The organism is Neobacillus sp. S1227 (assembly GCF_055385255.1).
In genome coordinates, this window is sequence record NZ_AP038276.1 from 4,549,144 (window position 1) to 4,562,728 (window position 13,585).

Annotated in this window: 9 protein-coding genes; 1 reads left to right on the forward strand and 8 read right to left on the reverse strand. The window is 40.2% G+C overall.

All coding sequences use genetic code 11. The features are described 5' to 3' along the window. Nucleotides 1-12: 12 nt before the first annotated feature. The 7 genes from polA to citZ all read right to left on the reverse strand — a co-directional run bounded on the left by polA (nt 13) and on the right by citZ (nt 9,845). The gene (gene polA / locus ACZ5AE_RS22860; RefSeq protein WP_464566822.1) at nt 13-2,649 is read right to left on the reverse strand and encodes a DNA polymerase I; all 2,637 of its coding nucleotides are present in this window, start codon (nt 2,647-2,649) and stop codon (nt 13-15) included. Nucleotides 2,650-2,653: 4 nt separating this feature from the next. After that, nucleotides 2,654-4,078 carry a two-component system histidine kinase PnpS gene (gene pnpS / locus ACZ5AE_RS22865; RefSeq protein WP_464566823.1) on the reverse strand — a complete coding sequence of 475 codons (1,425 nt, stop codon included), beginning with the start codon at nt 4,076-4,078 and terminating at the stop codon, nt 2,654-2,656. Beyond that, nucleotides 4,075-4,791: a response regulator gene (locus ACZ5AE_RS22870; protein ID WP_464566824.1), complete on the reverse strand. Its 717-nt coding sequence runs from the start codon at nt 4,789-4,791 to the stop codon at nt 4,075-4,077. The genes pnpS and ACZ5AE_RS22870 overlap by 4 nt, the downstream gene beginning before the upstream one ends. A 935-nt stretch (nt 4,792-5,726) precedes the next feature. Beyond that, nucleotides 5,727-6,203, reverse strand: a complete 477-nt coding sequence (locus ACZ5AE_RS22875; protein ID WP_464566825.1) for a MaoC/PaaZ C-terminal domain-containing protein — start codon at nt 6,201-6,203, stop codon at nt 5,727-5,729. An 87-nt stretch (nt 6,204-6,290) separates the two neighbouring features. Continuing rightward, nucleotides 6,291-7,229 carry a malate dehydrogenase gene (mdh, locus tag ACZ5AE_RS22880; RefSeq protein ID WP_464566826.1) on the reverse strand — a complete coding sequence of 313 codons (939 nt, stop codon included), beginning with the start codon at nt 7,227-7,229 and terminating at the stop codon, nt 6,291-6,293. A 93-nt stretch (nt 7,230-7,322) separates the two neighbouring features. Continuing rightward, nucleotides 7,323-8,591 carry an NADP-dependent isocitrate dehydrogenase gene (gene icd, locus ACZ5AE_RS22885; protein WP_464566827.1) on the reverse strand — a complete coding sequence of 423 codons (1,269 nt, stop codon included), beginning with the start codon at nt 8,589-8,591 and terminating at the stop codon, nt 7,323-7,325. A 135-nt stretch (nt 8,592-8,726) separates the two neighbouring features. Beyond that, nucleotides 8,727-9,845 (reverse strand): citrate synthase, encoded by a 1,119-nt coding sequence (gene citZ, locus ACZ5AE_RS22890; RefSeq protein ID WP_464566828.1) that lies wholly within the window; start codon nt 9,843-9,845, stop codon nt 8,727-8,729. 629 nt (nt 9,846-10,474) lie between these two features. Here citZ and ytvI point away from each other — a divergent pair. Continuing rightward, nucleotides 10,475-11,578 carry a sporulation integral membrane protein YtvI gene (ytvI, locus tag ACZ5AE_RS22895; RefSeq protein ID WP_464566829.1) on the forward strand — a complete coding sequence of 368 codons (1,104 nt, stop codon included), beginning with the start codon at nt 10,475-10,477 and terminating at the stop codon, nt 11,576-11,578. A 236-nt stretch (nt 11,579-11,814) separates the two neighbouring features. Here ytvI and pyk read toward each other — a convergent pair whose 3' ends face one another. Then, nucleotides 11,815-13,575: a pyruvate kinase gene (gene pyk, locus ACZ5AE_RS22900; RefSeq protein WP_464573715.1), complete on the reverse strand. Its 1,761-nt coding sequence runs from the start codon at nt 13,573-13,575 to the stop codon at nt 11,815-11,817. Nucleotides 13,576-13,585: the final 10 nt, after the last annotated feature.

Genomic DNA, 13,585 nt, shown 5'->3' on the forward strand with positions numbered 1-13,585 from the left:
TTGCTAGTGTATTTACTTTGCATCAAACCATGTTGGTCCGTACGCATAATCTACTTTTAACGGGACGGATAGCTCAATCGCATTTTCCATCACCAACGGCACTAATTGCTTAAGAATTTCCACTTCCTCCTCAGGAGCTTCAAAAATTAATTCGTCATGTACCTGCAAGAGTAACCGTGATTTCAACCCTTTATCTTTTAATGCCTCATCCATATCAATCATCGCTTTTTTTATGATATCAGCTGCACTTCCCTGAATAGGCGTATTCATTGCTGTTCTCTCGGCAAAACTTCTCAGGTTAAAATTTCGGGCCGTTATTTCCGGAAGGTATCTTCTCCTATGAAGTAATGTAGAGACATATCCTTTCTGCTTCGCTGAATGGACGATTGTCTCCATATATTCCTTTACACCAGGATAACTGTTTAAATATCGCTCGATGAAATCACCTGCTTCTTTCCTCGTAATCCCGAGCGACTGGGAGAGTCCATAATCGCTGATTCCATAAACGATTCCGAAGTTTACAGCCTTTGCCTGCCGTCTCATATTAGAAGTAACTTGGTCTGCATCAACATGGAATACCTCCATGGCTGTGCGTGTATGAATATCCATATCATCTTTAAAAGCTTGGATTAGCTTTTCATCACCGGAAATATGAGCAAGAACCCGCAGCTCAATTTGTGAATAGTCCGCTGCAAAAATCAACCAGCCTTTTTCGGACGGAACGAAGGCCTGTCGAATTCTTCTACCTTCCTCAAGGCGGATTGGGATATTTTGCAGGTTGGGATCGATGGAGCTTAACCTCCCTGTAGCCGTTAAGGTTTGCTGGAATCTTGTATGAACCTTATCCGTCTCTGGTTCGATTACCTTTAGCAATCCTTCAATATAAGTGGATTGCAGCTTGCCTAATTGACGGTAAAGAAGAATATGTTCAATAATCTCATGTTCACCAGCCAGCCTTTCTAAAACATCGGCGGAGGTCGAATACCCGGTCTTCGTTTTCTTAAACGAAGTGAGCTGTAATTTTTCAAATAGAATGACACCTAATTGTTTCGGAGAATTAATATTAAATTTTTCACCGGCTAATTCACAGATTTTCTCCTCAATTTCAATTAGCCGTTCGTTAAGCTCGCGACCCATTGACTCCAGGCGCTCCCGCTCCACCTTAATTCCACATGATTCCATATCAGCTAAGATGAGTGATAACGGCATTTCAAGTTCCGTAAATAAACTGTATTGTTCATTTTTCTTAAGGTCATCTTCTAATTTGTCCTTTAATTCGGACATAGCCATCCCCTTACGGACAAGGTGTTCGGCAAGCTGTTCTGTTTCAGGAATCCTTTGTTTAGCCCCTTTTCCATAAAACGATTCATCTGATTGGATATTGTGAATGCCATACTTACCCGCAATTGCAGCTAAATCCTCACCCGTTTCCGATGGATTCAAAATATAAGATGCCATTAAAATATCAAATTCCGCTCCTTTTAAATGAATTCCCTGTCTTCTTAAGGAAACTTCGGTGCGTTTTGCGTCATATACCGTTTTCTTCTTCCCTTCATCCTCAGCCCATTTCTTAAACTCTTTCGAATTTAGCGCTTGTTCCGTCGGAAGGAAGAAATGTCCATTGCCGTTAACGACTGAAAACCCGATGATTTTTGCTTGATGGTAGTTATCCTCAAGCATTTCCACATAAAAATAATTGGTATTTGCAAATAAATCGCTGCTAATTTCGGATGGAATTATGTATTCTACCTCTTCAAGCTCTTGTACCGTATCTACTGCCGAATCTTCGCCAAGTTTATCCAATAAAGATGAAAATCCTAATTCTTTGAACAAGCCTATTAATTTTTCTCTCGTAAACCCACTATATGAGATATCCGCTAGATCTACCTCCACGGGTGCATGTCTTTCAATCGTTGCAAGCTGCTTACTCATTACCGCCTGCTCTTTATACTCTGTAAGCTTTTCCTTCAGCTTGTTCCCGCTAACCTTGTCAATTGATTCTAATAATTGTTCAAGGGTGGAAAATTCCTTCAGCAGCTTGATGGCAGTTTTTTCGCCTACCCCTGGTACACCGGGGATATTATCGGAAGAGTCCCCCATCAGACCTTTCATATCAATTATTTGGTCAGGGACTAGGCCATACTTTTCCTGAACATGTTCAGGGGTGTACACCTCTATATCTGTAATACCTTTTCGGGTAATCCCCACGGTAGTATGCGGTGATGCAAGCTGTGTTAAATCCTTGTCACCGGAAATAACTTTTACTTCAAATCCTTCTTTTTCAGCTGTTAACGAAAGCGTTCCAATTATGTCGTCAGCTTCGTAATTCTCCAATTCATATCTTGATATTCCGTAGGCATCTAACAGCTCTCTAACAAAAGGGAATTGTTCTGATAATTCCGGGGGTGTTTGCTGTCTGCCGCCTTTGTATTCTTCAAAGGTTTTGTGGCGGAAGGTTGTTTTGCCTGCATCAAAAGCTACCAGGATATGGGTTGGCTTTTCTTCCTCCAAAATCTTCATCAGCATCATTGTAAAGCCGTAAACGGCATTAGTGTGTATACCTTTATCATTGTTCAAAAGCGGCAATGCAAAAAAGGCCCGGTACGCAATACTATTGCCATCAATCAGCACAAGCTTTTTGTTTTCCATTCAATCACCTTCCTATAAAATAGTTCACGTTCTTCGGCAGTTCAATAATAAACTCGCTGCCGCTTCCTAAATCACTTTTTACTTTGATATTTCCATGAAGTGCCTCAATCAAATGCTTCACGATGGCCAAACCAAGGCCTGTCCCGCCTGAATTTCGATCTCTAGCCCGATCGACCCGGTAAAAACGTTCAAAAATCCGGGGAATTTCATCCTTCTTAATCCCTACACCGGAGTCCTTAACATGAACACGGACAACTTCGTCTTCTTCAACGAGTATTACCTTTACCACTCCTTCTGAAGGTGTGTAAGTAATGGCGTTCCCTATAAGATTAATAAACACTTGCTTTAATCGGTCAATATCACTTTTAAGGATGACACTTTCTTGCTTGCTGACAAGCTCAAGCTGAATATTTTTCACTTGTGCTTTACCGGATAATAGAGTAATGACATCCTCTAGCAGTTCAAATAAATCTAATTCATTAATGTTTAACAGAAAGTTATGCTGCTCAATTTTTGAAAGTTCTAGCAGGTCATGGATTAGGGATTGCAGCCGATCGCTCTCTTTTAAAATAATGGAAAGAAATGATTCCAATGTCTCTTTGTCATTCATTGCTCCATCCAAAAGAGTTTCCGAAAAACCTTTAATCGATGTAACCGGTGTTTTTAGTTCGTGCGAAACATTGGCGACAAAGTCTTTCCGCATTTGTTCGAGCTTTTTCATTTCCGTAATGTCATGAAAAACAAGTAAAATTCCTTTCCAGACATTGTTTTTCCCAATGATTGGAACCCCGTAAACATCAAAATATCTTCTTTCAATTTGTAATGGGATAAGCAGCTGCTTTCTTGCCTTTTGTTCTGTCCGGAAAACCTCTGCTATTATTTGGCATAATTCTTTTTCCTGAAGAACTTCATAGTAAAGTCTATCTAAATAATCAGATGGGTCCACTTGAAAAAGTTCAATATAGCCTTTATTAATTAAATTTATATATCCTCGGCTATCAATAAGAATTAAACCTGCTCCCATGTTCTCAATCAATGCCTTCAAGCGGTCCTGCTGCATTTCCTGCATTTTTTTGAGTTCCTGAAGATTTTCTGCCAGCCTGTTAATGGTTACAGCTAGCATCCCCGCTTCATCATTTCGGTCAACAGTTGTCCGGGCACGGTAATTCCCCTTCGAGAGTTCAACCGCTACATTTGTCACGGCCTTTATCGGCTTTATATATCTGGTGGAAATGCGGATACCGAGATAAACAATGATAATAAGGTCAATTAAAAGACTGATGGATAGGATCCACCATATTTGCCTTTCATTAAATGAAAGTACAAAATAGCTATGGAACAACTGACCGAGCAGAATTCCCAATCCAATTAACTCTGAAAAAATTAATATCATTAAAGAAAACAAAAGTTTAGTTCGAAACTTTGTCATCCTTCTTTGGGCTCCTCCAATTTGTAACCAAGTCCACGAATAGTTTTTATATAAACTGGTTTTCTTGTATCCTTTTCAATCTTTTCTCTTAAATGAGAAATATGTACATCGACTATTCTAGTATCGCCAGCAAAGTCATAATTCCAAACAGCACTTAATAATTGGTCCCGAGTTAAAACATTTCCTTTGTTTTGTGCAAGGTAGTGCAGCAATTCAAATTCTTTAAGAGTTAGATCAAGCAAATTCCCCTCAATAAATGCCTCATATTTTCCCGGAAAAATGGTTATTTTCCCGATTGTAATCAATGAATCTTCTTTTGGGATTTGGTCTCCCGCATCTGTCTGCAAATAAGTTCGTCTGAGAATTGCTTTAACACGTGCAATCACTTCCCTTGGACTGAACGGTTTCACCATATAGTCATCCGCACCAAGCTCCAAGCCCAAGATTTTATCAAGCTCTTCATCTTTTGCCGTTAACATCAATATCGGTGTCATTATACGCTCTTGTCGAAGCTGCTTGCACACTTCCATACCATCCATTTTAGGAAGCATTAAATCCAGCAGGATGATGTCTGGTGACTCCTGCTCTGCTAGCTGCAGTCCTTCCTCCCCGTCCATAGCGGTCATAACTTCATACCCTGCCTGTTCCAAATTGTATTTAAGAAGTGTTACAATAGAGTGTTCGTCATCCACTACCAACACCTTTGTTTTCATCGTAAGGCCCTCCGATTTCGATTCTCTCTTTCCTTCATTTAACATTATTATAATATAAACCAGGAAACAATACCTTTATCGGATAACTCACACTGAAAATACGAAAAGGAATGTGTGTCTGCACATTCCTTTAAGCTGTTGAAAAACTTTCGATTGCCTTTTATTTCACCTCAATCTATAACAATTTCAACGCGTTACTTTGTTATGATTTTATTAGTTTAAAGGCTTTTCAACAGGTCTGTTGATTTGTGCTCCAGGCGCTTCGCTTTCCGCGGGCGTGCCGGGGAACCTCCTCGTCGCTAAAGCTCCTGCGGAGTCTCCCCTGCCCCGTACTCCCGCAGGAGTCTACACGCCTTCCGCTCCAATCAACAGGTGTATTTAATAAGGACCTTAATCTCACAATAAAAAATAGGCTCTATTATTATTAATTGTTGATTTCTTGTAGCTAAGAGAATTCATAGGCGGAGAATTTCCCGCTAATGTATATAGAGGAAGCTTAAGAAGCAGAAATAAACAGAATTATTCCGACTAACTGCTCTAAATAAGACAAAATCCAAAGATTTGGAGCATATTAACGGAAAAGCTTCCTTTATTTTTAAGGAAATATGGGTATTTCCCAATTTAAACGGAATTTTACCGCTTATTTTACAAAAACAGTGAAATCAACTTTCAGTTATAACAGACCAAACAATAAAAAAAGATTGCAACACACTTAATAATCTTAGAAAAAGTGTCTTGCAATCTTTAGTTGAATGACTCCCTGTTGATTGGAGTGGAGGGCACCGACTCCTGCGGGATGTAGAGGTCACTGGAGACCCCGCAGGCGCCTTCAGCGCCGAGGAGGCTCCAGGACCTCCCCGCGGAAAGCGTGTGCCCAGAGCGGAAATCAACAGGCCCAAATGCAGAGACAATCTATTAATAAAAAACAGGTCATATTAAAAATTATCTAATGCTCTTGCATGGATTTCTTCAAGACGATATGGCGGGCAGACTTTAATCACACCGGTGATAACCGTTTCATTTTTTTCATTGAACGCCAAAACACGAATAGCAACAAAATGCCCCTCGCGATTTACCTCGGTTACTTCAAACAGGAATTCAACTGTTGAATAATGGTAAACAGGCTTTGAAAATTCGAGCGTTTGGCTCACTATATGACTTCCCGGGCCAGGGAGATATTTTGAGATGGCTGAAGTCATCATCCCTGTCAGCATAACGCTCGGAACAATCGGCTTTTCAAAAGGAGTCTGCGAAGCATAGTCGTGTTGTATGTAGAGTGGATTCGCATCGTCGGTTAATCCCAAATATAAGAGAAGATCTTTATCCTCCACCTTCTCAGAGAAGGATAGTTTTTCCCCGACGGTGATTTCCTCAATTCTTCTTCCTAGCTTGCGTTTTTTCCCTAAAAGCATCAAGAACCCCCTTAATGAAAACGATTTCACAGTCTCCGAAAAATTCGGGCAAGGCTTATTGCCCTCCCCGAATCAGAAGCATCTTAATTAAACTAAGACATTCATGACATTGCGAACAGATTCAACCGATTTATCCAATGCAGTTTTTTCATCTGCAGTCAGGTCAAGTTCGATTACCTTTTCAATACCATTCGCACCTAGGATAGTCGGCACACCAAGATAAATGCCTTCATAACCATATTCACCTTCAAGGTAAGCGATAGAAGGTAAGATACGGCGTTGGTCTTTTAAAATTGCTTCACACATTTCAACCAATGAAGCTGCAGGAGCATAGTAGGCACTTCCGTTACCAAGAAGGTTAACGATTTCACCGCCCCCTTTTCTTGTGCGTTCAACAATTGCTTCTAAGCGATCTTTTGGAATCAGCGTTTCTAATGGGATACCACCAGCATAAGAATACCGTACAAGAGGTACCATGTCATCACCGTGGCCGCCTAAAACGAAGCCTGTAATATCTTTAACAGAAATATTTAATTCTTGTGCAATAAATGTACGGAAACGAGCTGTATCAAGTACACCAGATTGACCGATTACACGGTTTTTAGGGAAACCTGATTCCTTAAATACCGTATAGGTCATGGCATCAACCGGGTTCGTTAATACAAGGATGGTACAGTTTGGAGAATATTTTGCGATTTCAGAGGTAACTGCTTTCATTACTTTTTGGTTTGTTTGCACTAAATCATCACGGCTCATGCCCGGTTTGCGTGCGATACCTGCAGTGATAACAACGATGTCTGAGTCTTTCGTATCTTCATAATTTGATGTTCCGGTAATATTGGCATCAAATCCTTGAACAGGGCTTGCTTCAAGCATATCTAACGCTTTCCCTTTAGTGGGATTTTCCATTTGCGGAATATCAACTAATACAACATCACCAAGCTCTTTTTGGGCAAGCAAAAATGCAGTAGTTGCTCCGGTAAAACCTCCGCCAATCACAGAAACCTTTTTACGTTTTAATGACATACTTTTTCTCCCCTTTTTGAATGAACTTTTTAAATAAAGGGCTGTTATAAAAACAGCCCTAAATAAACTTTGTTGTTATCACAATAGCTTTTATTATTCCATGTTCTTAATTAGTTCATCACCAAATTCAGAAGTTTTAACTTCAGTTGCGCCTTCCATTAAACGAGCAAAGTCATAAGTAACTACTTTAGAAGCAATAGTTTTTTCAACAGACTTAATAACCAAGTTAGCAGCTTCATTCCAGCCAAGGTGCTCAAGCAATAACACACCAGATAAGATAACAGAAGAAGGGTTAACTTTATCAAGACCTGCATATTTTGGTGCAGTGCCATGGGTTGCTTCAAAAATAGCATGGCCAGTTTCGTAGTTGATATTTGCTCCTGGAGCGATACCAATACCGCCAACTTGCGCTGCAAGCGCATCTGAAATGAAGTCACCGTTTAAGTTCATTGTTGCCACAACATCGAACTCACGTGGACGAGTTAGGATTTGTTGTAAGAAGATATCTGCAATCGCATCTTTCACGATGATCTTGCCAGCAGCTTCAGCATCAGCCTGAGCTTTGTTCGCAGCATCTGCACCTTGCTCAGCTTTAATGCGATCATATTGAGCCCAAGTAAAGACTTTATCGCCAAATTCCTTTTCTGCAAGCTCATAACCCCAGTTTTTAAACGCGCCTTCTGTAAATTTCATGATATTGCCTTTATGCACAAGTGTAACGGATTTGCGGCCTTCTTTAATTGCGTAGTTAATAGCAGCACGGACAAGACGTGTTGTACCTTCTTGAGAAACAGGCTTGATACCGATACCTGATGTTTCAGGGAATCTGATTTTATTTACGCCCATTTCGTTTTGAAGGAAGTCAATTACCTTTTTAGCAGCTTCAGTTCCTTTTTCATACTCGATACCTGCATAAATATCTTCAGTGTTTTCACGGAAGATAACCATATCTGTATCTTGCGGACGCTTAACTGGTGAAGGAACACCTTCAAACCATCTTACTGGACGTAAGCACACAAACAAATCTAACTCTTGGCGTAAAGCTACGTTTAACGAACGAATTCCGCCGCCAACAGGAGTTGTCAGTGGGCCTTTGATGGCGATCAGGTACTCATTAATTACATCTAAAGTTTCTTTTGGAAGCCATTCGCCAGTTTGATTGAATGCTTTTTCTCCAGCAAGAACTTCCTTCCAAACTAATTTACGCTCGCCCTTATAGGCTTTTTCAACAGCTGCATTTAAAACTCTCTCAGATGCAGCCCAAATATCTGGACCGATACCGTCTCCCTCAATGAATGGGATAATTGGATTGTTTGGTACGTTTAAGACTCCATTTGTTACTGTAATTTTTTCACCTTGCATTGTAGTACTCCCTCCTAGTATGTAAAAACGTGAAAACATGATGATATAGTAAAGACTTAAGTAAAGGTTAGCAGGTATCCACCCCTAACCTCTACCAAATCCTATTTAACCAATTTTTCGAAAAAAAGTAAAATGTTATCCTCTTTGTTCGATTGGAACATATTTCTGCATTCCAGGACCTGTGTATTCAGCACGCGGGCGGATCAGACGATTGTTGTCGTATTGCTCCAAAATATGAGCAAGCCATCCCGATACACGGCTGACAGCGAAAATTGGCGTCATTAGGTCATGGTCAACACCTAAGCTGTGATATACAGATGCAGAATAGAAATCAACGTTCGGCGGCAGGTTCTTTTCACCGGTTACGATGCTCTCAATTTTCACTGACATATCGTACCAATGCGGCTCGCCGGTAAGTTCTGTTAATTTCTTAGACATTGCTTTTAAATGCTTGGCACGAGGATCTCCTTGGCGGTATACCCTATGACCAAAGCCCATGATTTTTTCCTTATTCTCAAGTTTGCCACGGATATATGGCTCAACGTTTTCAAGTGTGCCAATATCGGTAAGCATTTTCATAACAGCTTCATTTGCTCCTCCGTGAAGAGGTCCTTTTAACGCTCCGATTGCTGCTGTGATACCTGAATAAACATCGGATAATGTAGCAACACAGACACGGGCAGTGAATGTAGAAGCGTTTAATTCATGGTCGGCATGCAGAACCAAGGCTTTATCAATTGCCTCTACTGCAATTTTTTCCGGTTCTTTACCAGAAAGCATATACAAGAAATTCGCTGCAAAGCTCAAATCCTGCCTAGGTGCAACTGGCTCAAGTCCTTTTCTAATACGTGCAAAAGCTGCCACGATAGATGGCATTTTAGCTTGGAGACGAATCGCTTTACGATAATTAGATTCCTTCTCCATAACATCTGCTTCCGTATCGTAAAGTCCTAATAAAGAAACAGCTGAACGAAGTGCTGCCATGGGATGTACCGTCTGGACCGGGAACAATTTAAAGTGCTCAATTACTTCCTGTGGAAGTGCAGCACTATCAGCAAGCTGCTGCTTTAATTCAGCCAATTGTTCTGAATTAGGCAGCTTGCGATGCCATAATAGATAAATAACCTCTTCAAAGCTTGCATTTTCAGCTAAATCATCGATGTTATAGCCAACATATGTCAGCGTATCATCAATAATTGAACTAATGGAAGAAGTAGTTGCCACAATTCCTTCGAGACCACGTGTTACTGTCATCAAAAATCTCTCCTTTACATTGTAAAATTCCCCATTACCCACTGCTTCATTAATTCTTTTAAACCGGAAAATCCCCAGTCTAGGATAAAAAGAAACGGCATAAAGTAATTTTAAAGATTTCCACTGCAAAATCATCGCCGATAAGCTGTTCAATACCCCTAGGTGACTGAGCGATTGCTCGGATTAAAACCAAAAAGTCTGTATGCCCTTTCATTCACAGGAATAAATTATTTTTCAGATATTCCAGTATTCCTATATGGTTTATGTAAAAAAAGATAATGCTTACAAGCCTATTATAAACAATAATCAGATTTTTGTGAATGAAAAGGAATGAAAATAGCAAAAAAATATTATTTCAAAAAAAACGGCGCTAAAAAAGTGAGCATTTTCATTTGTTTTCAGCTTATATTTTCACACAAACCTTTTTTAAATTATTTTACCATAATATTATCAATGGCAGGTAATAAGAAAACTCTAGTAGTTTTTTCTATAATCTTCTGAAACTAATTTTTTACCGAAACGTATAAGTTTAAGAGGAAATTTTTAAGCAATGGAAAAATATGCAGAAAAATTTATAAAATGGTAAAATAGAGTAAGCGACTTTTGAAAAAAATGGAGGTCTATTATCTTTGAATCCCAAATACATAAACCGGAGCATTAGGTTTTTAATTGTTATCGGCGTTGTTGTTTTAGGGCTGCTTTCCTTTTACTTTTTATCAAAAATAACCTATCCATTTTTAATCGGCCTTATTATAGCCCTAGCAATAAACCCGCTCGTCAATCTTTTTGAAAATAAAGCAAAAATGCCAAGAGTACTTGCTGTTTTTGTTGCCCTTATAATTATATTTGCCATCTTTGCCGGATTGATTACTTTGCTGGTAGTCGAGATTGTTACAGGAGCCACTTACTTAGCGAAAGTTATTCCAGAGCATTTAAATACTTTAATCAAATTCCTAGAAGACTATTTTACGGATTTGTACAATCAATTAACCAGCGTCTTTAATAAGTTGAATCCCGGGCAGAAAGACACTATCATTACCAATATTCAAAGTATCGGTAAAAGGGTAGGAACAACTGTCGGAAACTTTATTCAAGACTTTTTTGGCAGCATTCCTAATGTTATTTCATGGATTCCAAATGCTGCAACCGTGCTGATTTTCTCCTTGTTAGCCACCTTTTTCATAAGCAAGGATTGGTACCGTTTAAAGGCGATGGGCGGAAGGCTATTACCACCGAAAGCCAGAACAAGCGGCAAAACGGTATTTGTTGATTTAAAGAAGGCGCTTTTCGGCTTTATTAGAGCCCAGTTGACGCTGATTTCCATAACAACGGTCATCATTCTTGTTGGATTGCTTATTCTTCGTGTGGACTATGCGATTACCATTGCCCTCTTGACAGGTCTGGTCGACATTATTCCCTATCTTGGTACGGGAGCGGTATTCGTCCCTTGGATTGTGTATGAAGCTATAAGCGGCGATGTTGGGCTTGCCATTGGGCTTGGTGTCCTTTACATAATCGTTTTGGTTCAGAGACAGATCATGGAGCCAAAAATCCTTTCTTCAAACATCGGACTTGACCCTTTGGCAACACTTATTGCACTCTTCATAGGTTTTAAATTAATTGGCTTTCTTGGATTAATTGTTGGTCCCGTAACTCTTGTCATCATTAGTACACTATACAGGGCCAATGTTTTTCATGATTTATGGAAATTTATTGTAGGAAAAGAAGCTTAAAGGAATAAAAGCGTAAGCGCCCTGGTCCGCGGCGTATGGCCTGGAGCTCTCCAACTGAGATAAAGGAAACACGAAGAGCGCAAGCGCATTCGTGCTTGACTTATCGTAGGGCGGAGAGCGAAGGACACTAGCCGCTAGGGCGCTGGAGCTGGACGTATCTATCCAGGAACAAGTTATCCACAATGATTGTATACTTTCCTAGACCAAAAAAAACTCGCCGGATGGCGAGTTTTTTATTATAGTACACTAGCATGGCCGTCATAAATAATTCCTCTTGATGCATCCACCGTGATTTCTTGGCCTTCTTTAAACAGTTTCAGGGCATTTTCGACTCCAACAATAACAGGAATACCTAGGTTTAAACCAACAACAGCAGCATGGCTTGTTAAGCCGCCTTCCTCTGTAATAAGGGCGGCACATTTCTCAAGGGCCGGAACCATTTCCCGATCGGAACCGATGGTAACAAGGATAGAACCCGTTTTTACCTTGTCGATAGCTTCATTTGCATCATGTGCAATGACAACTTTTCCAAAAGCTGACTTACGTCCAATCCCTTGACCCTTCGTAATGATATCGCCCACTACATGAATTTTCATCAAATTCGTTGTTCCTGCTTCTCCCACAGGTACACCGGCAGTAATAACCACCAGTTCACCATGTTTAACAATGCCGCTGTTTAAGCTTTCCTCTACGGCGATTTCGAGCATTTCATCCGTTGTGGAAGCCATCCTGCCCATCCGTGGATAAACTCCCCAGACAAGCGACAGACGCCTGCAGGTCGATTCATCAGCAGTGATCGCCACGATAGCAGCTTTTGGACGGTATTTTGAAATCATTCTTGCGGTATGTCCACTCTCAGTTGGAGTGATAATTGACTTTACTTCTAAATTTAATGCTGTATGAGCAACTGATTGACCAATCGCATCAGTTAGGTTGTGTTGTGTATTTTTGCTGTGGTGTGAAAGGATTTCTTTATGGTTCAAAGCTTGCTCAGCCCGTGATGCGATATTATGCATCGTTTGCACTGCTTCAACCGGATATAGCCCTGCTGCAGTTTCTCCAGAAAGCATGATGGCATCTGTTCCATCAAAAATGGCATTGGCCACGTCACTAGCTTCGGCACGAGTTGGCCTTGGATTTCTTTGCATTGAATCAAGCATTTGGGTAGCAGTAATGACCGGTTTACCAAGCGCATTACATTTCTTAATCAACGATTTTTGCACCAACGGAACCTCTTCTGCAGGAATTTCAACACCAAGGTCACCGCGTGCTACCATCAGACCGTCTGAAACCTCAAGTATTTCATCTATATTATCGACGCCTTCTTGGTTTTCAATTTTAGGGATAATTTGGATATGTGCTGCCTGGTTTTCTTCTAATAGCTGGCGAATTTCCAAGACATCCTTGGAACGACGAACAAATGAGGCCGCGATAAAATCAACGCCCTGCTCAATTCCAAACAAAATATCCTGTTTATCCTTCTCTGTAATACCAGGCAGGTTAACGGAAACTCCCGGCACATTAACACCTTTTTTATTTTTCAATGTACCACTGTTTAAAATTTTCGTCTTAATTTCGCCCTTTGGATGATCAATGTTGATCACTTCCAGTCCAATTAAACCGTCATCCAACAGAATTTTGGAACCTGCTTGTACATCATCAATTAAACCTTGGTATGTAACGGAAAATTTCTCCGTGGTTCCTTCCACTTCGGTCATGGATACAATGATTTCATCTCCGGCCTTAAGTTCAATGGCACCATTTTGCATATTGTGGGTACGAATTTCAGGACCCTTTGTATCAAGCAAAATGGCAACCGTTTTACCTGTTAAATTTGCCGCTTCACGGATATTCTTGATTCTGCCACCGTGTTCTTCAAAATTCCCATGAGAAAAATTTAATCGTGCTACATTCATTCCTGCATTCATTAATTGTGTTAAATTATCAACACTTTCACTTGCAGGGCCAATCGTACAAACAATTTTTGTTTTGCGCAACATTTCTTGC